Genomic DNA, 22,201 nt, shown 5'->3' on the forward strand with positions numbered 1-22,201 from the left:
AAACCTCTAGATCACCATGCCACGCATCATTGTTGGTCGCTTGCGCCTAGAGCCTTTGGTACTCGTGGCTTGCACTTGATGCTGTTGTTGTCTGCGGTGTTGTACTTCTTCAAGCAGTTCATGCTCTGCTTGTTTCATCAATTGGGGCGAAGCATTTAACCCATCGAGCAGAATATTGCCTGCTACTGGACCAACGCCTAATCCTTCAAGTAATTCATTGAATACATCAGTTCTATCTTCCGCATTACGGATAGCAAGTTCTGATTTTTCAATGGTTTCGGTAAAGGGTTGCTTCATCTTGATACCTATCTTAAAGCGAAGCATCTCTTGGATGCTGTCAGTAACAGTCGAGAGTTTTTACTTTTTTCTCTTTTTAAGTGGGCGGTAATCACTGAGGCGCAAAAAGTACCAATCTTCTTGTTCATCGTGGCTCGCCCCACAAGCTCTTAAATAGAACTGCGCTAATCTTTGGCTACTCATATTGCTGCCTCGCAATACGTCAACGTTGCCGCGAATGCTCCAATCAAGTGGGTACAACCGGATCGCGTGTTCTGCGAGCAAAAACAGTGCAGAGAAAGGATTGCTCAAACCTTGATTAGGGCTGATTCTTCGCAGCAGTACGATGATGATTTCACCTTCTTCTACTCGGAATACCAGTTCCATACCGTCGCACTCGTATCGTTGCCCGAGCAAGATGGTGCTTTTCTGCCAAAAGTAAGGCGTCACTTCGATTCCTGACGCCATTAAAGACTGAGCGAGTTCACACGCCATTACATTCCTACCCTTCCCAGCGGTTGAATATTGATTTGCTGCGTCAGTTCTTGGAACGACAACACTGGCAGTTCGTAGTATTCAGATTCAATCAATTTACGTACGTAACGACGCACATCCATCGACACCACCAGCACAGGTTTATTTGGCATGCGGCTCAAATCACCGATGGTTTGCTTAACGTCGCTGACAAACTGTTGAGTCACAGAAGGGTCAAGCGCTAAGTAGCTGCCCGCTGAAGTCTGGCGAATACCGTTACGGATCGTATCTTCCAAGCTCTGATCCAACAGATACGCAGGCAGCATGTTTTGACCGCTGGCATACTTGTAACAGATGTAGCGTTTCAAGCTGGAACGGATGTATTCCGTCAGTTGAACCACGTCTTTCTCTTTTTGTCCCCACTCAACCATTGCTTCTAAGATCACACGTAAGTTACGAATAGAAATATCTTCAGAAACGAGGCGTTGCAGGATTTCCGTCATCTTTTGTAGAGGCACAATACGTTGCGCTTCTTTCACTAATTCGGAGTAGCTGCCTTCCATTTGTTCAAGCAAGTAACGGGTCTCTTGAATACCGATAAAGTCTTGCGCGTACTCTTTCAGTACGTGAGACAGGTGGTAAGTCAGAATGCGGTCGGGAGTCAAAAAGCCCACATGGCTGTTTTGCAATTTTTCTCGGTGACTGTGGTCAACCCAAATACTCGAAATGCCCGGCAGAAAGTCGTCATCGTTTTCGTAAGGCACACCCAGTAAATCGATCTGCTCATTGCCCTCTGTCACCAGCAATTTTTCGCTTTCAATTCGACCGCGAGCAACCGGTACTTCTTGCAATTGAATCAGGTATTCACCGTTGCTCATCCCTTCATTAAATCGCAAGTGGATGCCCGGGAATGGCACACCTAGATCGAGGTACAGCGCGCGTCTGACTCGTGCGAGTTCATCATTTAATGCCACAGCTTCTAGGCTTTCTTGTAAGCGAGAATCCAAGTCGATGAGCAGCGGTACTGTCATCGCAAACTCTTCTTGCTCGCCCAATTTGCCTTTGCTGTTGCGAGAAGGGGTTGGTTTATTCGGTTTGGCGGCTGGCGAGCCCGCCCCTTGGGCGACAAAACTAGGTAGGTCAGAACTGTCAGATTCGCTTTGCTTTCTCTGTTGATAGAACAAGAAGAAACCACCACCGCCTACAACAACGGCAAGCACAAGGAAAGTGATTTTCGGGAAGCCTGGAATGAGTGCAAACAGCACCAATAGGACACCACCAATCAATAAAGCTCTTGGTTGCGCGGTAACCTGACCACCGATATCTGAACCTAGGTCAGAGGAATCTTCATTTGAAACACGTGTAACGATAATACCGGCCGTAATAGCGATAAACAGCGCCGGAATCTGCGATACCAGGCCATCACCGACGGTCAAAATAGCAAACAGTTCAAGCGCTTCAGACGCTGACATGCCCTTTTGAGTCACACCAATGGTCACACCGCCCAGAATGTTCACCACGATGATCACCAGACCGGCAATGGAGTCCCCTTTTACGAACTTCATTGCACCGTCCATCGAACCGTACATTTGACTTTCTTTTTCGATCAATGAACGACGATGACGTGCCTCATGAACGTCGATCACTCCAGCACGCATATCGCCGTCGATACTCATCTGCTTACCCGGCATCGCATCAAGGGAGAATCGAGCACTGACTTCCGCAACCCTTTCAGAACCTTTGGTGATCACCATAAACTGAACGATGGTGATGATCAGGAACACCACGATACCCACGACCAAGTTACCGCCAACTACGAAGTTACCGAAGGTATAAACGATCTGACCGGCGTCACCTTGCAGAAGGATAAGTCGCGTTGTCGTAATAGAAAGTGACAAGCGAAACAGCGTTGTGATCAAAAGAACCGCCGGGAATGCAGAGAATTCCAGCGGTGAGGTAATGTAGATAGCAAGCATCAAAAGGACGACCGCTATACTCATGTTGGTACCGATTAGTACATCCACCAGTGCCGTCGGTAAAGGCAAAATCATCATAAAGACGATCGCCAATAGCATCACGGCGAGCATGATGTCTTTGCGTTGTCCAACTTTGTTTAGAATATCGATCAACTTATTCATTTGATTCACTATTTAGAGATTTCAGATAACGTCGATGAGCACGGCGTGCCCCCTCAACATCATTTTGTTTCCAGCGCGCTTGGCTGAGACAAAACCATAAGCCCGCTTTATTTGAGTTGTTTGCTTCCAATAAGCTTTCGCACAGCTCGATTGAACGTGTGTAACGACCAGAATTCAGGCATGCCACCGCCAATGTTTGGCGAGCTTCTTGATGCTCTGGTTCGATTTCCAACAACGCGTCCAGCAACGTGATCGCCTGTTCGGGCTTTTGATATTGAACTTGGAGTGCTGCGTGGATAAGCAATAGCTCCACATCTTTTGTTTGCAACATGGGGCTTAAACCTGAATCAGTAGATTCAACGCCATGGTGAGATAACGTTGGTCTAATTGCGTGTTTTGCAGCGTTTCCACCGCTTGGGAAAGCGCATGGGAACCGTTTTGCTGTGCCAATTCCTGAAGTCGCTGCTGAGTCGTATCAAACTGCTGACGATACTTGTCTGGGCGAAGTAGCTCTGAATGGGTAAGCTTTGGCTTGGCGAGCGACATCAAGTACTGCTCAGATGGGCGAAGCTCATACAGTTTCTCTAAGTGCGTCGCGATGGCTTGACCATCTGGCAGCAGTTGAAAACGCTGTGGGAAATCGTTTTCAACTTGCTCAAGAGAGACATGAGTAAAGCCTTCAATACCAACGTTTAACGTACTAATTCTACTCATGAATTCGCCACATCATTGTGTAAGCGAACCAAGAGCGCGAATGCTTGTTCGATGGTTGGCAATGTCACTTCATCACCTTCAATTTGCGCAGAGAAAACCAGCGTCTGTTCATCGAGCAATCCGGTTTTAATGGTAAATGGCCAACCTTGCCCTGCATGGCAAAAGCTCAGTGCCTTCTTGATCGGCTCATTAGATTGATGCCACGGCAGCGCTTTCGCCAACATAAGAAACAAACAGTCCTGATGCTTCTCAAGGTGCAAAGTACCGCTCTGTTCAAAGCTCAACTGAACACGTCCTGCTGACGAGAAATCCACAGCGTCAAGCCCCATTCCTCGGCAAAAATCATCCACTGACGCATCAATCCAATTCATCGTCCCACATTTCCTCTTCTTCTAAATCAATCGCTTCATCAAGCGCTTTTTGCACGGCTTGTATTAGGTTTTGTCGCTGTTCTTCATCGTTAAACACATCAATTGGGATATGCCGAACCAGTTTATGCAGCTCTCTGAAAAAGCTAATTTTTCGCTCGGTGGATTCCAATTCCATGGCATTCGCTAAGTTCCAGATCTCTTCACTGCCCACCCAGCGCTGCTCAACCAAAGCAATGACATCTGACATCAAATCAGTAACTTGATAAGCCATGGCTTGCCTGCTGAGGTTTAAACATCTGATAGAGATTGCCAACTTGGTCTTGAAGGGTGTTCAGCGTTTTAAGCTTTTGCATATCTGACATCAAAAGCTGCAACTTAACTGAGTCGATATTGCTACCTTGAACGCTTAAGTCAGCACTCATGCCTTGCAACATAAAGTCGACCGCCGTAGACACCTCTTTTTCACCAAAGCGCTCAACCACATCCTTGTATGCTGAGCCTAAACCTTGGTAGCTATGTACGGTGTCGCGATAGAAACCACGCAGTTGGTGCAAACTGCTGAAGCCTTGTTCTTGGCTGTATTCGTCCGCAAAACTGGATACGCGAATTTCAGTATCAATTTGAGACCATGAATCTGGGTTTTGCTCAAAGTTCAGAAGGGCTTGGTCGATCAGCGCCAGTAGGTTCTTACTTTCTGGGTTAGCGCCAAGAAACTTTTTGACCGCTTTTAATGCAAGGTACTGGTGGCTTTTCTCTTCAGAAAAACCATTAAGGTACGCTTGTAACTGGGCAATTGTTGATAAGTTGCCACTTGCCATTTTGGCAGCAAGGTCTTTGATCTTTTGGTTCTTCTCAAGATCAGGCACTTTTCTTAGGTAATCAGAAACCAACTCGTGGGCTTCATTAACGCGAATACCGCCATCTTTCACTTTGCGTTTGGTCAGATCTTTTTCCGCTTTTTCTGAGCCTAATGACGTCAGCTCTTCCATCGCGTCAAACAGTGATTGAGTAGCATTGTGTACACGGACAGTTTCGCCTCGATAGTTGCCACCAATTGACTCCCCAGAACGTGAAGACTCAAGACCGCTTCGAATTGGCGTGTCAAACTTGTTACCCGTTGTAATTTGATTATTGATAATACTCATTCACTTGCACTCCTTTCGTACAATATGAGCGAATTATAAGAATTGCATTTGCAACGGGCTGTCAAAATCAGACGTGTTTTTTTAGGGCGTTTTAAGTTTTCTAAAAACTCCCGACCAATAGTCACTATAAATACTGCACCATCCTTTTTATTCTCTCATCATCAGTTATTGCGCATGTTTTCCTAAATTGAACGACTTCTCATACATCACCGAAACCCAACAATCTGCAATCAAACAGACACGTTTGATCCAAATCCGCGGTCGAGTTACTCAAGTTACCGGCACCATCATCAAAGCCGTGGTGCCAGGTGTACGTGTCGGTGAACTTTGTGAGTTGCGTAATCCGGATCAAACCTTGTCACTACTAGCGGAAGTGGTTGGCTTTCAACAACATCACGCGTTACTCACCCCACTTGGCAACATGTTTGGTATTTCCTCCAATACCGAAGTAAGCCCGCTTGGGAAGATGCACGAAGTGGGTGTTGGCGATCACCTGTTAGGGAAGATTCTGGATGGTCTGGGTCGACCGTTTGATGGTGCCCAAAGCAAAGAGCCGAGTGCTTGGTATCCGGTTTACAGAGACGCGCCGCCGCCGATGCAGAGAAAACTGATCGAGAAACCTATTTCCATGGGGGTTCGTTCGATAGACGGATTGCTCACCTGTGGCGAAGGACAAAGGATGGGTATTTTTGCGGCAGCGGGCGGTGGTAAAAGTACCCTACTCGCAAAACTTATTCGTTCTGCCGATGTTGATGTAACGGTCCTCGCCCTTATCGGTGAAAGGGGTCGTGAGGTAAGAGAATTTATCGAGCACGACCTTGGTGAAGAAGGCATGGCAAGGTCAGTATTGGTTGTTGCGACCTCCGACAGACCAGCAATGGAACGTGCCAAAGCAGCGTTTGTCGCGACCTCTATCGCGGAGTACTTCCGAGACCAAGGTAAACGTGTCTTGCTGCTTATGGATTCAGTGACGCGCTTTGCCCGAGCTCAGCGTGAGATTGGCTTGGCTGCTGGTGAACCACCAACACGACGAGGCTATCCGCCCTCTGTTTTTGCTGCACTACCAAAACTGATGGAACGTGCCGGTCAATCAGACAAAGGTTCCATCACCGCGCTGTATACCGTACTTGTAGAAGGTGACGATATGACAGAGCCAGTCGCCGATGAGACCCGTTCGATACTGGATGGTCACATCATTCTTTCTCGCAAACTGGCAGCGATGAACCACTACCCAGCTATTGATGTGCTTCGCTCCGCGAGCCGTGTGATGAACCAAATTGTGGACAAAACTCATCAAGCGTCGGCAGCTCATATGCGTGAAATGTTGGCAAAATATGAAGAAGTGGAACTGCTGATCAAAATTGGTGAATACCAACATGGTGCTGACAGCCGCGCGGATATGGCGATTGCACAAGGTGATGATATCCGAGCGTTTTTACGCCAAGGCACACACGAACCAAGTGAACTCGACGAAACCGTGGCTCAGCTACGAGGACTGGCGGGCTTATGATCGAGCAGTTACTAGAGATAAAAAAGATTCGAGCTGATCGAGCAGACAGTGCCGTTCAGCAGCAAGAGTATCGAGTCAATAGTGCGCTTTCTTTATTGCGAAAAGCCGAGCAGTCCGTGGTCGATTATCACCAATGGCGAAAAGAGGAAGAAGAGCGACGGTTTGCCAAAGCGAAGCAGAAAACGGTGGTACTAAAAGAGCTTGAAATATTACGCCAAGAAATCGCGCTATTAAGGGAGAGAGAAGCAGATTTAAAACAACGTGCCGCAGAGGCAAAGAAAGCATTAGAACAAGAAAACCAACGGCTTAAAGAAAGAAAACAAGAAGCCCTTGCCGCTCATAAAACAAAAGAAAAATTCATTCAGCTAAACGAACAAGAAATTGCTGAACAAATGCGTCAAGTGCAGTACCAAGAAGAGCTCGAACAGGAAGAGTTTCGTAGCGTCGTTGTTTCATAGAAGGTAAAGATGCGAGTCAAACACGATCACCCAAACACAACAGAATTCTCACAACAAGGTCAACAGAGTCCAGCAAGCAACATCTCTGAAGAACTTGAGTCTCGCTTTAACAACGCTCTTAAGCCAATGCCGTCAGAAGCGGAGCATGGTCAAGAGACGACTCGTTTGTACAAAGCGGCATTGAGTTTAGATAAGTTTGAGCCCCTGAAGCCTAAAGCTCAGCCTAACAATCTTCAGCAAGAAAGAGCTAAAGACCAAGCTTCTTCTGAAAAAACGGACAAAGCTGGCAGTACAAACGGTGCTGACAGTTCAGACAGTGCGAAACAGGCTGCTAAAGCCAATCTTTCTTCGTTAGAAAAAGACTCTACGCTAGGCACAAATCGTCAAGCTTCAAAAGACGCTTCGAACACTGATGTTGTAGAACTGCCAAAGACCGCGACAGAAGCGGAATCAGATATCACAAAACCCGTTAAGCCTAACTCGTTAGTCGAGCAAGCTATTGGCGATAAAGAACGCATAAAGCATGAGAACAGCTTGCACAATACAGGGATAACAGAGCGCCCAAGTAAGGACAAATCTCCTGCCGAAAACAACGATAAAGACGCTGCTCAATCTCTATCTGAAAAAGCGCCTCTGAGTAATATGGCAGGTAAACATGCACAGCAGCAAGAGGAAATCATTGTGAAAAACCAATCCGTCGGTTCCTCAGCAACAAAAGAAAAAACGACTCGTGATAACCAAGCTGATTCAGCAGGTTCAACCGCATCTCTTGATGGTCTGTATCACGATCCTAAAGCCATTATTAGCGGTTTCCAAAAAGACTTGAATAGTCAACCAACGCCAATCCAGCTTGATGGCAAAGCTGCTACCGCCGTGCAAAACGTATTAAATGGTCAGCGACAAAAGCCCGATACGACAACAAAAGACGCAGGCACTTTAAGTAACGCGCAGACTAATGCAGAAGCGAAAGCTGCGTTGTCAGCGTTTGAAGAGAAACTAAAGCACTCGAAGCACATTGATTTACATCATTCGACGCCTGAAGCCGACACCAAACTGTTCTCGGCGTCGAATATAAGCCAGCCGACCACCCAAGGTGATGTGATCCTCAAGAGTATGGAGGCACAAGCACCACAAAGTTCGGCAAGAGATGTGAACGAGCTGATCAGCAAGTTGGTTGACAAGATCTATGTGTCTTTGCCAAGTGCGAACGAGAAGGAAGTCCGACTGCTTCTCAATGAAGGTCAGTTAAAAGGTGGCGAGATCTCGATTAAACATGACAGTTCTGGTTACAGCGTCCTGATCAAGCAAGAGCATGCCCTGTCACTGATCAATCAAAACGCTAAACAAGAATTGGTTGAGCGCTTGCAACGCTTGGGTATCGACCAACCAATTCGAATCTCGGTCAGCGAACAAATGAACCAACAACAAGATCAACAACGCTCGCGACAACAACGCAGTATTTATGATGAATGGAAACCTGAGGACGAACGATGATACTTGATTTTCCCAAGGTCGACGCATCGAGCATCGCACTAAGCAACCAACTGTGTGCGAAGCAATGTCACTTTCAAGATAGCCAGAGCAACAGCCTGTCGGTCACGCTTGGACAAAAGCCTGAATTTTCGGGCTACCGTTTAACGCTACTCATTGGCGGACAAACGATTCAAATCGATTTTTGTGGTGCGCAGCTACAACAGTGGCTACATGGCATGCTTGACTCAACGGCATTTGAATCGCTGCCAAACTCATTGCAAATGGCGCTACTCAGCAGTCAGATTGAGCCCTACACCGATGTCATTAAGCGTCTGTTTGGGCAACTGCCAGTGTTGAGTAAATTGCAAGCTCATGAACAGCAAGCTCAGCAAGAGAATGTGTTGATGCTTACCATCAACCGTGATGACGCCTCTCTTAGCCTATGGGTAAATGAAGGTCGAGATGTGCTGATTGACGCCTTGCCACAAGCACCGTCTTACCTAAGCCAAAACATTGCGCTGCCGTTCTGGCTGAGCTTTGGCAAAACACGTTTAGCACTCGGTCAATTTGAACAATTGGAACTGGGCGATGTGGTGTTCTTCGATGATTGCTACATCGCACAACATCAAGTGCTCTTTCAGGTATCCAATCAAAACCTTTGGCGATGCCAACTCGACGAAACCACACTCCATATCCTAGAAAAAGAAACCAATATGAACGATATCAATAGCTCTGAAGTACTTACCGACCACCAGCAACTGCCAATTGAACTCACGTTTGATGTTGGTCAGCAGACCATTACTTTAGAGCAACTTAACGCTCTGCAACCTGGTTTTACCTTTGAACTTAACCAACCAATTTCTAACCCAGTGACAATGCGAGCAAATGGCAAAATCATTGGTGAGTGCGAATTGGTGAACATTAATGAACGCCTAGGTGTGCGTGTACTCGAACTGTTTGGCGGTAGTCAGGAGCCAGCATGATCCAGTTACCTGATGAACTGAACCTCATCGTCACACTCGCCCTACTTGCTTTGATTCCTTTCATTGCAATGATGGCGACTTCTTTCGTTAAGCTGGCGGTGGTGTTTTCCCTATTGCGAAACGCACTGGGTGTACAACAAATACCACCTAACATGGCGCTCTATGGATTGGCGATCATTCTGTCGATCTTCATCATGGCACCAGTGGGTTTTGAAACCTATGACTACGTGACGCAGCATGAAATATCCCTAGAAGATTCCGAGAGTATCGAAGGACTGATTGAGAGCGGATTGCAACCGTATCGTGAGTTTTTGAAGAAGCACATTCGTGAAACCGAATCGGTGTTTTTTACCGATGCGGCAAGAACATTGTGGCCACAAAAGTACGTCGATCGTTTGGAATCAGACAGCTTATTGTTGTTGCTCCCCGCCTTTACGGTAAGCGAGTTGACTAGGGCGTTTGAGATTGGTTTCTTGTTGTACCTACCTTTCATCGCAATCGACCTGATCGTGTCCAACATCCTATTGGCAATGGGCATGATGATGGTATCGCCGATGACGATCTCGCTACCGTTCAAACTGCTGCTGTTTGTATTGCTAGACGGTTGGACCAAGCTGACTCATGGCTTAGTGCTCAGTTACGGATAGTAAGGAGAGAAGCATGAATCCGGCTGAAATAATCCACTTTACCACTCAAGCTTTGACGCTTGTTCTGTTCTTGTCGTTGCCACCGATTGTCGTTGCGGCGCTGGTTGGTACTTTGGTCTCGCTCATTCAGGCGTTAACTCAAGTACAGGAACAGACGTTGGGTTTTGTCGTTAAACTGATCGCCGTCATCATTACCTTGTTCGTCACCACACAGTGGCTAGGCGCAGAACTGCATGCCTTTGCAACATTAGCTTTGGATAAAATCCCGCAAATACGATGAGTTACGATGATTTGCACCAAGCGTTGTTCCTATACAGCTTAACGCTTCCTAGGTTAATGGCTTGCTTTATATTTCTGCCCATCTTAAACAAGCAAACTCTGGGCGGCACCATGGTGAGAAATGGTGTCTTGTGCTCCCTTGCGTTGTTTATTTTTCCGATGATTAACCAGCAGGATTTGCCCGCAGAAACGGATGGGATCTGGTTGATGATCATCTTGGGCAAAGAGGTACTGTTAGGTCTGCTGATTGGCTTTGTTGCGGCGATCCCTTTTTGGGCAATCGAGGCGGCAGGCTTTCTCGTGGATAACCAACGAGGCGCAGCAATGGCGAGTATGTTCAACCCTACCCTCGGCTCACAATCGACGCCAACAGCAGTACTGTTGACTCAAACTCTCATCACCTTGTTCTTCTCGGGCGGTGGCTTTGTCGCTTTTATTTACGCGCTATTTAACAGCTATGCTTCTTGGCCCGTCATCAGCTTTTTTCCGTCCGTAACGGAAGAGTGGGTACACTTTTTCTATGCCCAGTTCGAACAATTAATGTGGCTTGGGGTATTGATGTCTGCGCCTTTAGTATTGGCGATGTTCCTTGCCGAATTTGGTCTGGCATTGATCAGCCGTTTTGCACCGCAGCTGAACGTTTTCTTCTTGGCAATGCCAATCAAAAGTGCCATCGCCAGTGTGTTGTTGATTGTGTACCTGGCGTTGATGATGAATCACTTTCAAGCACTTTTCTCTGAAATTGTACTGTTCAGAGAGCAGCTCAATACCATTTGGTGATCGCATAAGAACACAGTGGAGAGAGGCGAATAGGTGACTGTTCACTAGCTTCCGCCTCTCCGATGATTAAAACGCTTTTAGATTGAACTAAATTTAACTACGAAAGATAAACAGGCCCAGTAATGAGCGGAGAAAAAACAGAACTCCCCACCCCGAAAAAACTCCGGGATGCCCGTCAAAAAGGGCAAGTTGCAAAAAGTCAGGAAATCGTTTCATCGGCGTTGATTCTGGCTTTGATCACCGTGCTATTTGCGTTTGCCGATTACTATATGTCGCATATCTCCGCCCTACTTTTATTACCAAGTGAGCTGGCGTATCAGGGCTTTCAAGATGCTCTTCTCGATGTAGCAATCGCCATTGCCAAAGAAATGGTTTATCTGCTCGCGCCGATCATCTTAGTCGCCGCTCTCATTGCCATCATGGCGAACATGGGTCAGTTCGGCTTTCTGTTTAGTGGCGAATCTGTCAAACCAGATATCAAGAAGATCAACCCTGTTGAAGGGGCCAAGCGAATTTTCTCGTTAAAGAGCATTATTGAGTTTATTAAGTCGATCCTTAAAGTTTCACTGCTTTCATGCATTATTTGGGTAACGTTAAAAGGTAACTTAAACACTTTACTGCAGATTCCTACCTGTGGATTAGAGTGTGTACCGACCATCACTGGCGTGCTAATCAAACAATTAATGATCATTTCGGCAGTTGGTTTTATTGTGATTGCTGCTGCCGACTTTGCTTACCAAAAGTTTGACCACACCAAACAATTGAAAATGACCAAGGATGAAGTGAAGCGCGAATACAAAGAGATGGAAGGCAGTCCAGAAATCAAAAGTAAGCGTCGTCAGTTGCACCAAGAGCTACAAGCCTCCAACCAAAGAGATAACGTTAAACGCTCGAATGTTTTGGTAACAAACCCAACGCACATTGCCATTGGTTTGTACTACAAGAAAGGCGAAACACCTCTGCCTGTAATTACCCTGAAAGAGACCGATGCGATGGCGAAACGCATGATTGCAATAGCCAAAGAAGAAGGGATCCCTGTCATGCAGAAAGTGCCACTCGCACGTGCGTTATATTCGGATGGCCAGCTAAACCAATACATACCTGGCGATCTTATTGAAGCCACCGCAGAGATCTTACGTTGGGTTGCGTCTTTGGAGCAATCTGAAGAGCAATAAGCAGAAGCAAGTTTTGTCTTTACAACAGCAAGCCTTGGTCGCGGTTGTTTTGACTTTTTTTCATTAGACGGTTTTTCATCAAAAACAAAAGGGAGCATCTGCTCCCTTTTGTGTTTTCTTGTTCGCTAGGGTTTCACTGCGGACTTTGGTTTAAAGCCAAATCAGTTAAATCCAACCTTCTGCTAAGTACATCAAACGTAGTTGGCTTGGCGAACCTAGCTTTTCCAGCGCCGAAAGTTGCCCATCATCAAGGTTCGGGCTTTTATCCAAGTACACGCGTCCGTTCGCTGCATCAAGAGGCAGTTTGTAGGTCAAAGTCTTATTGATGTCTTGTGCCTTACCTTGATCAATGGCTCGGACGGCTGGCATCAACCAGTCCCAATCTTCATTGAGCAGTTTTTTAAACGCACCATTCGCCACCGATTCAGTTTGACTTGGAGCATCTTCCACACTCAGTTTAAGTATAGGGTCGACATCTGGTACTAAATGCTCACTAGCATCTGAGCCCAACATCTTCTTAAGCGTCAAACGCGCAGCTTCCATTTCTTGCGCTTCTTTTGGTGCTTGAGGCGATGTCATAGACTTGTCTTCCTTTGGACCTAAGTACGCCATTAAAGCGCGCACTGATGCTGCATCTTGCATGCTGAAGGTAAAGTCACCCTTGCTGTTAGACACTTCAATACGTGGTAACACGCCAGACATCGGCTCTTGACGAAGTTGATCTTGAACTTCGTTGTTCAAGCCGTAAGAGCCAGCTTGACCAGCAACAAAACCAGAGCCACTGATTAAGCCCGATGCTGCCACACTGCCTAGTGCTTCTTTTGCAACAGGAAGTACACCTGCGGTACCTACGGAGGTAACACCAAATGCTCCAAGGCTACCTGTTGCCATACCTAACGTGGCACCAATCGCACCTTCTGCCGACAGAGTGGCGTGCCCATGTGCAAGCGCTTGCTGCATTGGCAGTGCCAGCCTTTGGTCGCGACCGGGTAACTGGGCAATTTGATCCAATTGGTGGTGGTATGCCTCTGCATCACCATTGACGGCGGCTTTATGCAATTCACGCCCAGTGGCAACCAACAAGCCAACACCCGGTAGCGCCAAGTTAATCGCTGCGTTGACACCAGTCCCTTTAATCTTCTCTTTCGCCATCTCAAGTAACTCAGCGCCAAAGCCATCCATCTTTCCTGGGTATTGGTTTTCGATACTGACTTGTAAACGTGGGTCTTTGCTGATCGAATCGAACGTGCCTTTTAGATTTTCATAAGCGCTTCCGTCAACCTTTACTTCTTCCAATAGGCTGACGACTTCAAGGATCTTACGCTCAGTCAAAGGCTCGCCGCGATAACCTGATGGGCTAACAAGAGAGAACGCCAATAATGCCGTTTCTGGTTTTTCTTCTTTTAACAGCGCCTGTTTTAAATCTAAGTGAGTCTTAATGTTTTCTTGGAAGTACTTTTGATATTTCGAGCGCAGCACGTTTTCACTCACCGCTGCGAATTTTTGCCCTTTATGGAAGGTCGAGGGCTCTTTGACTTCACCGCGCTTACTGATCACACGATCATCTTTTTGTGCCGCAACAGAACGGAATTGATCCAAGCTCGGAACGGGGCTTTGACTGATTTTGCTGGTTGGACTTACCATGGGAGAACTCCTTAAACTCGAAGCGTCTGAACGTGAGATTGTTCTTGATTGATAAATTGGGTTGGGTCTTGGTCTAGCATCGCAAATCGAGCCTGCCAGAGTTGCGTTTGCTCATTGAGGGCATGGAACCAAGTTGATAGGCTCGCTGCGTTTAAATGCTCAATTGGCTTTCGCCCCGCAAGAACCAACTGTCGACCATTGGGTGCAAGTGAAAGCGTTAAGCTCCCATCCGCAATACCGAAATAATTAGCATGGGCGAGAAGTTCGAGACCTTTCAGTCTCAGTTCACCGCTTTTTTCGAGCCCACCAAAAGCCACCGATAAAATAAGATCGTTTTGTTCTGTCGCACTAAAGTAAATAACGTAACGATCATCAACCAATAACTGGCAACGATTTTCTTCAGAAAAAGAAAGTGGTGGTAGCTCGTTTATTTCGCAAAACTCTTTCAATAGAACTTGTAATGTATTCATCGTTTATTCCTTCTGTTTCACTATTGCTAGTAAACAACGAATGGCATAATTACGATGTCGAAAATGGCTTTTATTTTGTTAGTTTCACGATACTGTCGTGATTTGCGCCACAAAAAATGAGAAATAAACAATGAGTAATTTTGAGTTTAATGAATGAAAAAAGAGCAGCGAAATGCTGCTCTTTTAAGAGATTAAATATTAACAACCGATTATGAAATCTTTAATTTAGCTTATGGCTATCAAAAATAACTTCAGACGGTGGGAACATATTAGAAACAGGTGGATGAGCAATATCACCAAACATTCTTGCGCCAAAAGCTGATGCTGCCCAAGGGTCTACAATCTTCACATCTTTATTCCATGTACTTGGGTCTTTGATATCACTACCATCTTGTCGACCAACCAGAACATACAAGTGCGTTCCTGAGTGTCCTTTCTTGAATGCCACTACTTCAACCTTGGTGTTTTGATCCATTTCACCTTGCATTCCTTGAATCATTTCAGAGGCGGCGGCAAAGGCAAACGTCGTACAGCAACCGGCTTTAGCATCTTGAACAGATTTCGCGATGTTTTGCAGTGTGCCCATTTGAGGGCTATTGCCTCTTTGCGCTGCGACTTGAACCATGTTTGCCGACATGGTTGCTTTTTTATCTTGTTGAACTCTCGCTGGGTTGGCGTAGAACCCCTCTAATCTTGGTTTCGCTTTCGATTGATAGAACTCAGATCGCTTGTCACCGAACGTATTAAGGTCAGTACAGGCAAAGTCACCCAGCTTTTGCAGTGCGCCTTGGTGCTTTCTGATCAGGGCATCTGCAGGGTCTGTTTTACCCGTGCTGGATGGCTTTGAAGTGCTTGAAACACTCGGCCAGTTCTCTCGTGGTCCTGTCGATAGTCGCTCTAAATCTTTAAGGTTTCCAAGAGTCAGCTTATTCTCACCATTAAGTACGTTTTGCATCATGGCTTTTGCGACGTCTTTCGGCAGACCTTGCTTAACCAATAAACCCACTACAATCGCTTTCGCTTTGTTTTGGTGATTGATACGAGCGCTTACACTTGTGTTTTTCGGCGCACCTTCTTTAACAAAGATATCCTTGCCACCATGAGCTCGGACTTCTTTGTCGTCTGATTGATTTTGCGTAGATAGGTGTGCAGTCAGCTCGCTGAGCGAGTGCATATGTGATGTATTGATATTTACCATGACTATAACCTTTTAAACAGAGATGAAAGAGTGCAGCTTTTCGTGTTGTTCAGCCGACTGATGCTGAGTCGTTAGATATTGATTCCACAACTGGCAAAGCTCCATAAGCTGAGTAATCATGGTCGAAACTCGACTCACTTCTGACGTCATTGGCATGCTTACTTGCATGTGTACTTCTTGGTTTTCTGGGTTTATGCAGAACTGCACGCCACCTGATTCGCGGTATAAGAAGTTATATTCTAAAAGTGTCTGCAGTTTTTTAAGCTCAAATGCTTCTTCACCTTGGCAAACCTTGATTGAAAATAACAGTTCTTGTCTCTCATCCAAGCTTTGAACTTCAACTTCTTTGCCTGCAGACATATATACAGCCCACATTTGATTATCATATGCCGTCACTCGATCAATATCGAGTGTGTTACCAAGTTCAATTAGTAAGGTATTCACCTTATCCATACTCACCTACTATCCTGATATTTGATATTGATGTATTAATTTAACAACCAGATATAAAATCTCGAATTTAAAATACATCTATCACATCATTTTTGTTTTATTTTTTATTACTATGGTTAACTTTATTAAACTAACCATTACTGCAAAAACCAAATTAAGTATTCTTGAGCAAACGTTCCGCTCTTATGAGGCAATAGTAAAACCTTTAAAGATGAACAGATTGTCAGTTGATGGGAGTATTGTGCTCAATAACAGCGACAGAATATGCCAGATATGGTCGGCTTTTTTTCGTTTTAAGCCGTTTATAGAAAGGTATATCCAAGAAACCTCAAGGCGCTAGGTTCAGCGAGAATGACTTGGGTATATGGTGAGAATCAAAGAATCTCACCATATACCCAGCTTTACTCTTTCAATCTCAAGCAAGTTACAGCTACTGAGATACTTCAAGTTGAATGGATTTCGTTAATTAGATGAGGACTTAGCTAAACAAAGCCACCAGAATACATCGGTTTAAAGGCTTCTGTTGCCGCTTTATCCGCATTCGCCACACTGACGTTTGGTGCACTGGATTCTCGGCTCAAAACCACAACTTTGGTTTGCTCTTCCATGTTCGAGCTATTTTTTTTGATATGATCAATCAAGTCAGCAAGCTCCGCCTCTCCTTTTGGATCGCTTTTACCACTCAAACCCGCTTTTTCCATCTCTGGCGTCGTCACACGTATGGTCACATGAGGTTGGCGGCGGCCCATCGCAACTTCTGCATCGTGGATTCGCTTTTTCATCATAGTATTGGCTGAAGACGGGTAACCTTTCTCGAGATGTAAGGTGTAGCTTTGTTCAACAGTAAAAGACGTCCCCGCAGGAACCAAGATTTCTCTCTCACCTTCAGCTTTGCTGATAGGTTCAATATTCATCCCGATGTCTGGCGTAGGGTTGATGACTAAAAGCGCACCTTTCGCCATGTAACTTTGTGCCACGTCTGGAGCACGCGTTGTACTCATGAATCCAGGAAACTGAAAACCGGTTCCTTTCTCTAACGCCGCATCGGCGACACTAGTGTGACAGCCATGCCAGACTTTACCGGAGTATCGCTCAAACATTGGAGAGTCTAGCGCAGCCTGCAACATATCCACGGTCTGGCGATACTCTTTCTTCGCCTGCGCTCGCTCAGCAGAACTGGTGTATTGGTTACGTTTTAGGAACGATTGAAGACGAATCTCCATTTCACTCTCGTTCTTTGGCGGAGCAAAGTCGCCGTAGCCTGGGTTGATAATATTCGCGCCATTCCCTGTGTAGAATCGAGTCGTCGCCAGCAGCATCACGTTAATCAATGTCGCTTGGTTATTCGCATCATCACCAATGGCTTCTAATACCGCTTGTTGGCGTTCAGCTGGCGTAGCTTTGCTACTCACGACATCTTGCAAAAAGGCCAACGCATCTTGGTGATCAGGTTTGTTTTTTAGCACCAACTGAGCATCAAGCATGTTTGACTTATCTACCGTACGAAAAGTATCCCACACGTCATTACGGTCGCCGTAACGAAAAACATTACTCAGCGATCCTTCCTGTGAAGATTCCGCCAACAAAGACGCAGCATTGCTGAGAAGCTGTTGATATTGCTCAGGAGACTGACGCTCTAACCAATTGCCTAACGCTTCCGCTTTAACACCGTCAATGAATGGCTGTCCTGACGGTGTTCGCTCAGGCAATTCCGGCATGGTTCTCTGCTCGGTATTGTATAACTTCAAGTCGTTCATATTTTGCGCAGCGTAGAGAATTTTCTCAGAAGCCAGACCAAAGGTATCGTCCGCCTCTTGATGACTCTGAGCAGCCTGCGCCAGTGCATCAAGATATTCACTCCCAGCATATTGTGATGGGTAGCCTTTCCCTTGAGTCACAGAATGGTCGAACTCCTCAACACTCATTTTCACCGGTTCAATCGCAGGTAAATGAATTTCTTGCCCATTTAGCGTGATTGTCTTGGCTTCCATTCCGGGTAAGTCGATGTCTTGGCTCACTAGCCCCTCGTAAGCACCAAGCCAATTGCCCGTCTCGCGCGCTTGCCACGCCATCATGCCATCACTGTCTACCGTCGCAGCGCCGTGGTCGTTGTGCTCCATCGCATAAGCATCCAGTGCTCCCATGATCTCTGTAAAACTGTGATCACGTGGCTGAATCATCCACCCCAATAGCAAGGCTCGAAATGCTTGCGCTTCAGAAGCGGGCATTTTGAGAAGGCGTGCCACTTCGTACATAAAAGAGGTGGTACTAGATGGTCCAGCAAACATAGGTAATTTCTTATCCATGTTCTGTTGGCGCCAGTTGACTGAAGTTGGCTCATCCTGACCAATCGTGGTTAAGGTTTTATCATTGATAACGAAACCACCATAACCGGACTCATGCTCTGAACGCTCTTTTAAAGCAACGGCGTCGTTGTGATAAGCCGCAGGCTTCATGGCCTCCTGCATTCCTTGAAACTTGAATCCGGTCCCTTTATGAGGGTCGCCGTTTTGACGACTGCCGATAAAGTCATTGCCGGTTTTGTTGCCAAGCGCTTCACTTGTATTCCAATCGGCATACTTAAGCCATGCCCAACCGTGGGGTTGGGTTGTGGTCGGAGTCGAGATTTCGGGCTTTGCCCCTGCACCATGTGAGTGGAAAATGTTCAGCCTTTGATTCGCTTCCTTGGCATTCAGCAATGGCTGATTCACGGCATCGCCCATCATCTTAAGTCGCGAAGGATCACGAAATACCCTCAAATGACTATAAGCTAATGTAGTCAGTACCCGAGCATTAGCTTTAGGGTCATTGAGTACGCTGTTGAGCTGCTCTGCCCACTTAGCGTCGTCGTCACTCCAGCCGTCCAGAAAACCGATACCTGCGTCTTCATTTGTCTTTGCTACTGGCACTGAAGGATCTTTCGCTTGAGCGATCGCTACATTTTCTAGGATTCGACGCAAAAACGATTGAGACATGTACTCAACTGCAGGGTTCTGCAGCAGGTCATTGCCCAAATGGTTAAACTCAAATGCTTGGTTGGCTTCTGCAATCTTCTCCACCGACTGAGCAACTATCTGGTTTTTCACCGCGTTAGAGGTTGTTGGAAACTGCGCATTCACCTTATCTCGGACCAAATTTTCAATGCTGCCTTCATACTGTGCAGCACGCATGATGGCATGGTTAAACTCCTCCACAGCCTGACGCAATGGCGGCATTGAGACAGGTTGCGTGTTCAGCGGCGGCTGATTACCAACTAGGGAAACGGAGACCGATGGGGTCTGACTTAAAGAGGTATTAACCGCTCTTGGTGTCTGTTGCGAGGACAGTAAAGCCGCGGTACTTGTCGCCCCGTCTGTGCGAATCGTCGTTTGCATCGATCACCCCGCAGTGGATTCAGTGATCGCATCAAACAAGGCACTGCGTAAACTGAGCGCATTTTGCCAAAAGACATTGAGGTCACTATTCACCACGGAGTCATCCGGCAGTGAAAAATTGAGTACAACAGTAGCGTTGTCTGCCGCTAACGAGAACGACGCAATGCCGACGACATCAGGGTGAGAATTAAGCGCCAGCAGTTTGGAAGGCGATATGCCCCCTTCTGGCTGTTTGGCTGGTGACAAAGGGAACATGACCACCATGCGATTTTCATAATTGAAAATCGTGGCGTAATGCATACCATCTTCGCCAACCAAGTTACATTGACCATTCAAAAGCTGCCATTGCCCACCAGATAAGTCGGATAGCCAGTTGTTTATGATTTCTTCTTTGTTCATTGCGAGGACCCCTTTTCGTATTGAATAATCAAAACGATAAGCGCAAGGGCATTCGCCATATATCACTTTTGGTCAGAAGTTTTTAGGGCGGCTTTTATCAGTTAGCGCTCGCCGCTTTCATTTGCATGCTAGTGAGAGAAAATTGATGCTGAATCTAGAAATAGCCAGCCACTGAAAGCAAAAAAGCCCAGCATCGCTGAGCTTTCAAGTTTCAAAGATAGGCGTTATGAAAGTACCTGTTGGCGCTCGCTGAACTGCTTGGTAATCGCTTGTTTGAGCGCTTGCAACTGTCCGTCGATACTGGCATCAATGATGCCGACTTCCGTTTCCAAGATACATCCGCCATTTTTGAGTCGCGCATCGGCGATCACTTCAACATAACCAACTTCAGGGAAGTCACTGAGTATTGAAGAAACCTTTTCTCGAACCTCAGCCACCTGCTCTGGGTGCACATGCAAGATCACTTGTTTTTGGTTGCTAACCAGTTGAAGCGCTTCTCTTACGACACTTGCAGTTGTATCCACATCATCAAAGCTGCTGATGATCTTTCTGACTGCATCCAGTACTACACCTGTCATTTTCTGTTCAACCTGCAAGTAGTATTCATTACATCTTGCTAGCGTCGCCATCATGGTTTCCGCGTTCTCGATCTTCGCTTGATCGATACCATCTTGATAACCACGTTGTCTTTCTAACTCATAGGCTTCGTCGGCTTTAGCAACAATGCTCTCGGCTTTGGAATGTGCTGCTTCAACCAAATGTTGCGAATCTAAGTAACTCACATAATCTTTTGCTTTGAGAATTTTTAGACCCGGAGCCAACTGTAAGTTGTCGGTTTTTATTTCAACAAATGAAACCATTGAGGAATTACCTGTTTTGCGATTTTCTTTATAAGTCGATAAGCAAGGTCTCGATGCGTTTCATCCAACCAATCTGCATTGAGTGTCGTTTGAGTGAGTGAACGTTCGAGTTTGAACTGCCATCTTTGTACGAGCTCAGAGGGCGATTTTGCCAATAGGAATCTTATCCATAGATAGCCGAGCTCACGGGCAGTCTTTTCAAAGCTGGCTTCATCTAAAGTCGGCGGCAACGATTTTTGCCAACCGCTTGGCCAGTTTGAAATCATCATTGGTCCTTGCTGAATAAGAAAGCGGGTTTCATCGACACCAAAAACATGATTGAGACACTGTTTAGGCTGTTTCAATACGACTTGGCGCATCGATTCGCAATACATTGCTCCGCCAATCATCAACAACAATCTGTTGGTCGCTTCGGCTGGCAACAGTGCCAAACTGTTAAATGGATGATTAAAGACATGGTCAGTAATCGACGATAGCTGCCACTCTTCAATGCACCACTGATTGATTGTCGCTTGCTCCCTCCAGCCTTGGAGTCGTAACAACCAAGGCTGTTTTTCGCTTACCCAGCTCTCATCAATATAGCTGCAAGGACAATAGTTAAACTGATGCTGAATCTGAGAAACCGGCGTATCAGAATTAACCACGTTTTGCATTCCTGCGGCACCATGCAAACGTCGCCGCGTTAGAACCAATGACGAGTAGCACTAAGAATACGAGGATTGCAATCAAATGGCTTGCCGTGTCTTTGGTTACTTGAATCGACAAAATACTTTCAAATTGGTTGCCCTGAGCCGTCACTCGAACTTCTGAAGATGGCACCATAACCACGCTAATACGATCATAATTCAGCCCTTCGATACTGTTGTTCACCAACAGCTTGATTTGAGGGACGTATGAATCCAGAGCGACATCCGCTGCGTGTTTGATAAACACAGATGCCGATGCTGGCGTCGGACGCTCACCTGGACGAAGGTTTTGATCTTCAAGTACAACGTGAACGCGAGCCACTAGCACACCATCAATCTGTGACAAGGTTGAAGACAGCTCTTGCGATTTCGCATAGATAAGTCTCGCTCTTTCAGCAAGCGGAGACGAGATCAGGTCGTCTTTCGGGAACACTTCTTTCAGTGTTGAAAATTGCTCTCTCGGATAACCTTTACGTTTCAGTGCATCAACCGCAAACGCAATCTGGGCGTTATCGACCATCAATTTAACGGTGTTGTCTTTATCTGGCTCTTTCGTTGCCACTACGCCCTCAGAAAGCAGAATAGACAGCATTTCATTACCTTCTTTCTGGCTTACTCCAGTGTATAGCTCCGTCTGACAACCGACTAAAAATAAAACGAGTAACATGCACGCGGCACGCATTGTCTTCATCAT

General features: G+C 46.2%; 25 protein-coding genes. 8 read left to right on the forward strand and 17 right to left on the reverse strand.

The window, feature by feature from the left end:
- Positions 1-6 precede the first annotated feature (6 nt).
- Genes MHO32_RS02390 through sctW form a run of 8 tightly spaced genes read right to left on the reverse strand, consistent with a single transcriptional unit; the run spans position 7 to position 5,118 of the window.
- Positions 7-297, reverse strand: a complete 291-nt coding sequence (locus tag MHO32_RS02390; protein ID WP_239210588.1) for an LcrG family type III secretion system chaperone — start codon at positions 295-297, stop codon at positions 7-9.
- Positions 298-357: 60 nt separating this feature from the next.
- Positions 358-771 (reverse strand): LcrR family type III secretion system chaperone, encoded by a 414-nt coding sequence (locus MHO32_RS02395; protein WP_005441817.1) that lies wholly within the window; start codon positions 769-771, stop codon positions 358-360.
- The gene (gene vcrD / locus MHO32_RS02400; protein ID WP_086028144.1) at positions 771-2,897 is read right to left on the reverse strand and encodes a SctV family type III secretion system export apparatus subunit VcrD; all 2,127 of its coding nucleotides are present in this window, start codon (positions 2,895-2,897) and stop codon (positions 771-773) included. Before vcrD ends, MHO32_RS02395 begins: the two co-directional genes overlap by 1 nt.
- Positions 2,881-3,219 (reverse strand): type III secretion system chaperone VscY, encoded by a 339-nt coding sequence (gene vscY / locus MHO32_RS02405; RefSeq protein WP_005441813.1) that lies wholly within the window; start codon positions 3,217-3,219, stop codon positions 2,881-2,883. Before vscY ends, vcrD begins: the two co-directional genes overlap by 17 nt.
- 5 nt (positions 3,220-3,224) lie before the next feature.
- Entirely contained in the window at positions 3,225-3,602 is a 378-nt protein-coding gene (gene vscX, locus MHO32_RS02410; RefSeq protein WP_005441811.1) for a type III secretion system protein VscX, read from the reverse strand.
- Positions 3,599-3,973 carry a type III secretion chaperone SycN gene (gene sycN / locus MHO32_RS02415; RefSeq protein WP_005441809.1) on the reverse strand — a complete coding sequence of 125 codons (375 nt, stop codon included), beginning with the start codon at positions 3,971-3,973 and terminating at the stop codon, positions 3,599-3,601. The genes vscX and sycN overlap by 4 nt, the downstream gene beginning before the upstream one ends.
- A complete protein-coding gene (locus tag MHO32_RS02420) occupies positions 3,960-4,244 on the reverse strand; it encodes a TyeA family type III secretion system gatekeeper subunit (protein ID WP_005441806.1) in 285 nt (94 codons plus the stop codon). The genes sycN and MHO32_RS02420 overlap by 14 nt, the downstream gene beginning before the upstream one ends.
- Positions 4,225-5,118: a type III secretion system gatekeeper subunit SctW gene (gene sctW, locus MHO32_RS02425; protein ID WP_005441804.1), complete on the reverse strand. Its 894-nt coding sequence runs from the start codon at positions 5,116-5,118 to the stop codon at positions 4,225-4,227. The genes MHO32_RS02420 and sctW overlap by 20 nt, the downstream gene beginning before the upstream one ends.
- A gap of 187 nt (positions 5,119-5,305) precedes the next feature.
- Here sctW and vscN point away from each other — a divergent pair, with 187 nt between their 5' ends.
- From vscN to sctU, 8 genes are all read left to right on the forward strand, one after another.
- Positions 5,306-6,628, forward strand: coding sequence for a SctN family type III secretion system ATPase VscN (vscN, locus tag MHO32_RS02430; RefSeq protein WP_239210589.1), 1,323 nt, complete (start codon positions 5,306-5,308; stop codon positions 6,626-6,628).
- Complete coding sequence (locus MHO32_RS02435) at positions 6,625-7,086, forward strand: type III secretion protein (protein ID WP_005441793.1); 462 nt, start codon at positions 6,625-6,627, stop codon at positions 7,084-7,086. The genes vscN and MHO32_RS02435 overlap by 4 nt, the downstream gene beginning before the upstream one ends.
- Positions 7,087-7,095: 9 nt before the next feature.
- Positions 7,096-8,580: a type III secretion system needle length determinant gene (locus MHO32_RS02440; RefSeq protein ID WP_239210590.1), complete on the forward strand. Its 1,485-nt coding sequence runs from the start codon at positions 7,096-7,098 to the stop codon at positions 8,578-8,580.
- A complete protein-coding gene (gene sctQ, locus MHO32_RS02445) occupies positions 8,577-9,542 on the forward strand; it encodes a type III secretion system cytoplasmic ring protein SctQ (protein ID WP_239210591.1) in 966 nt (321 codons plus the stop codon). The genes MHO32_RS02440 and sctQ overlap by 4 nt, the downstream gene beginning before the upstream one ends.
- Positions 9,539-10,189, forward strand: coding sequence for a SctR family type III secretion system export apparatus subunit VscR (vscR, locus tag MHO32_RS02450; protein WP_005426130.1), 651 nt, complete (start codon positions 9,539-9,541; stop codon positions 10,187-10,189). Before sctQ ends, vscR begins: the two co-directional genes overlap by 4 nt.
- 13 nt (positions 10,190-10,202) lie before the next feature.
- On the forward strand, positions 10,203-10,469 hold the full coding sequence (vscS, locus tag MHO32_RS02455; protein WP_005441784.1) for a SctS family type III secretion system export apparatus subunit VscS: 267 nt from the start codon (positions 10,203-10,205) through the stop codon (positions 10,467-10,469).
- Positions 10,466-11,248 (forward strand): type III secretion system export apparatus subunit SctT, encoded by a 783-nt coding sequence (gene sctT, locus MHO32_RS02460; protein WP_005441782.1) that lies wholly within the window; start codon positions 10,466-10,468, stop codon positions 11,246-11,248. Before vscS ends, sctT begins: the two co-directional genes overlap by 4 nt.
- Before the next feature lie 122 nt (positions 11,249-11,370).
- Positions 11,371-12,423, forward strand: a complete 1,053-nt coding sequence (gene sctU / locus MHO32_RS02465; protein WP_005450246.1) for a type III secretion system export apparatus subunit SctU — start codon at positions 11,371-11,373, stop codon at positions 12,421-12,423.
- Positions 12,424-12,588: 165 nt separating this feature from the next.
- Here the strand turns inward: sctU and MHO32_RS02470 are convergent, their stop codons facing one another.
- From MHO32_RS02470 to sctJ, 9 genes are all read right to left on the reverse strand, one after another.
- A complete protein-coding gene (locus tag MHO32_RS02470) occupies positions 12,589-14,067 on the reverse strand; it encodes a cation transporter (RefSeq protein ID WP_045488059.1) in 1,479 nt (492 codons plus the stop codon).
- An 11-nt stretch (positions 14,068-14,078) separates the two neighbouring features.
- Positions 14,079-14,537 carry a CesT family type III secretion system chaperone gene (locus MHO32_RS02475; protein ID WP_017188265.1) on the reverse strand — a complete coding sequence of 153 codons (459 nt, stop codon included), beginning with the start codon at positions 14,535-14,537 and terminating at the stop codon, positions 14,079-14,081.
- Between the two features lie 220 nt (positions 14,538-14,757).
- Entirely contained in the window at positions 14,758-15,735 is a 978-nt protein-coding gene (locus MHO32_RS02480) for a hypothetical protein (protein WP_009698260.1), read from the reverse strand.
- Positions 15,736-15,747: 12 nt separating this feature from the next.
- Complete coding sequence (locus MHO32_RS02485) at positions 15,748-16,188, reverse strand: type III secretion system chaperone (protein WP_050903570.1); 441 nt, start codon at positions 16,186-16,188, stop codon at positions 15,748-15,750.
- A 482-nt stretch (positions 16,189-16,670) separates the two neighbouring features.
- Positions 16,671-19,562 (reverse strand): ADP-ribosyltransferase, encoded by a 2,892-nt coding sequence (locus MHO32_RS02490; protein ID WP_049535756.1) that lies wholly within the window; start codon positions 19,560-19,562, stop codon positions 16,671-16,673.
- Positions 19,563-19,565: 3 nt separating this feature from the next.
- Positions 19,566-19,961 carry a hypothetical protein gene (locus tag MHO32_RS02495; RefSeq protein ID WP_005450263.1) on the reverse strand — a complete coding sequence of 132 codons (396 nt, stop codon included), beginning with the start codon at positions 19,959-19,961 and terminating at the stop codon, positions 19,566-19,568.
- A 224-nt stretch (positions 19,962-20,185) separates the two neighbouring features.
- Positions 20,186-20,821 carry an HrpE/YscL family type III secretion apparatus protein gene (locus tag MHO32_RS02500; RefSeq protein ID WP_005441770.1) on the reverse strand — a complete coding sequence of 212 codons (636 nt, stop codon included), beginning with the start codon at positions 20,819-20,821 and terminating at the stop codon, positions 20,186-20,188.
- The gene (vscK, locus tag MHO32_RS02505) at positions 20,800-21,465 is read right to left on the reverse strand and encodes a SctK family type III secretion system sorting platform protein VscK (RefSeq protein WP_009698262.1); all 666 of its coding nucleotides are present in this window, start codon (positions 21,463-21,465) and stop codon (positions 20,800-20,802) included. Before vscK ends, MHO32_RS02500 begins: the two co-directional genes overlap by 22 nt.
- Positions 21,458-22,201, reverse strand: coding sequence for a type III secretion system inner membrane ring lipoprotein SctJ (gene sctJ, locus MHO32_RS02510; protein ID WP_005441767.1), 744 nt, complete (start codon positions 22,199-22,201; stop codon positions 21,458-21,460). Before sctJ ends, vscK begins: the two co-directional genes overlap by 8 nt.

Origin of the sequence: Vibrio sp. MMH1-50 (assembly GCF_022347645.1) — a bacterium.
Classification (GTDB): domain Bacteria; phylum Pseudomonadota; class Gammaproteobacteria; order Enterobacterales; family Vibrionaceae; genus Vibrio; species Vibrio harveyi.

What these genes read in the sequence shown, in the direction of transcription:
- vscR (WP_005426130.1), top strand. Translation starts at nt 9,539, where the DNA reads ATGATCCAGTTACCTGATGAACTGAACCTCATCGTCACACTCGCCCTA.
- MHO32_RS02475 (WP_017188265.1), bottom strand. Translation starts at nt 14,537, where the DNA reads ATGAATACATTACAAGTTCTATTGAAAGAGTTTTGCGAAATAAACGAG.
- MHO32_RS02495 (WP_005450263.1), bottom strand. Translation starts at nt 19,961, where the DNA reads ATGAACAAAGAAGAAATCATAAACAACTGGCTATCCGACTTATCTGGT.
- sycN (WP_005441809.1), bottom strand. Translation starts at nt 3,973, where the DNA reads ATGAATTGGATTGATGCGTCAGTGGATGATTTTTGCCGAGGAATGGGG.
- MHO32_RS02435 (WP_005441793.1), top strand. Translation starts at nt 6,625, where the DNA reads ATGATCGAGCAGTTACTAGAGATAAAAAAGATTCGAGCTGATCGAGCA.
- sctQ (WP_239210591.1), top strand. Translation starts at nt 8,577, where the DNA reads ATGATACTTGATTTTCCCAAGGTCGACGCATCGAGCATCGCACTAAGC.
- MHO32_RS02420 (WP_005441806.1), bottom strand. Translation starts at nt 4,244, where the DNA reads ATGGCTTATCAAGTTACTGATTTGATGTCAGATGTCATTGCTTTGGTT.
- MHO32_RS02390 (WP_239210588.1), bottom strand. Translation starts at nt 297, where the DNA reads ATGAAGCAACCCTTTACCGAAACCATTGAAAAATCAGAACTTGCTATC.
- MHO32_RS02500 (WP_005441770.1), bottom strand. Translation starts at nt 20,821, where the DNA reads ATGGTTTCATTTGTTGAAATAAAAACCGACAACTTACAGTTGGCTCCG.
- vscY (WP_005441813.1), bottom strand. Translation starts at nt 3,219, where the DNA reads ATGTTGCAAACAAAAGATGTGGAGCTATTGCTTATCCACGCAGCACTC.
- vscS (WP_005441784.1), top strand. Translation starts at nt 10,203, where the DNA reads ATGAATCCGGCTGAAATAATCCACTTTACCACTCAAGCTTTGACGCTT.
- MHO32_RS02480 (WP_009698260.1), bottom strand. Translation starts at nt 15,735, where the DNA reads ATGGTAAATATCAATACATCACATATGCACTCGCTCAGCGAGCTGACT.
- MHO32_RS02440 (WP_239210590.1), top strand. Translation starts at nt 7,096, where the DNA reads ATGCGAGTCAAACACGATCACCCAAACACAACAGAATTCTCACAACAA.
- MHO32_RS02470 (WP_045488059.1), bottom strand. Translation starts at nt 14,067, where the DNA reads ATGGTAAGTCCAACCAGCAAAATCAGTCAAAGCCCCGTTCCGAGCTTG.
- MHO32_RS02395 (WP_005441817.1), bottom strand. Translation starts at nt 771, where the DNA reads ATGGCGTGTGAACTCGCTCAGTCTTTAATGGCGTCAGGAATCGAAGTG.
- vscX (WP_005441811.1), bottom strand. Translation starts at nt 3,602, where the DNA reads ATGAGTAGAATTAGTACGTTAAACGTTGGTATTGAAGGCTTTACTCAT.
- MHO32_RS02490 (WP_049535756.1), bottom strand. Translation starts at nt 19,562, where the DNA reads ATGCAAACGACGATTCGCACAGACGGGGCGACAAGTACCGCGGCTTTA.
- MHO32_RS02485 (WP_050903570.1), bottom strand. Translation starts at nt 16,188, where the DNA reads ATGGATAAGGTGAATACCTTACTAATTGAACTTGGTAACACACTCGAT.
- sctJ (WP_005441767.1), bottom strand. Translation starts at nt 22,201, where the DNA reads ATGATGAAGACAATGCGTGCCGCGTGCATGTTACTCGTTTTATTTTTA.
- sctW (WP_005441804.1), bottom strand. Translation starts at nt 5,118, where the DNA reads ATGAGTATTATCAATAATCAAATTACAACGGGTAACAAGTTTGACACG.
- sctU (WP_005450246.1), top strand. Translation starts at nt 11,371, where the DNA reads ATGAGCGGAGAAAAAACAGAACTCCCCACCCCGAAAAAACTCCGGGAT.
- sctT (WP_005441782.1), top strand. Translation starts at nt 10,466, where the DNA reads ATGAGTTACGATGATTTGCACCAAGCGTTGTTCCTATACAGCTTAACG.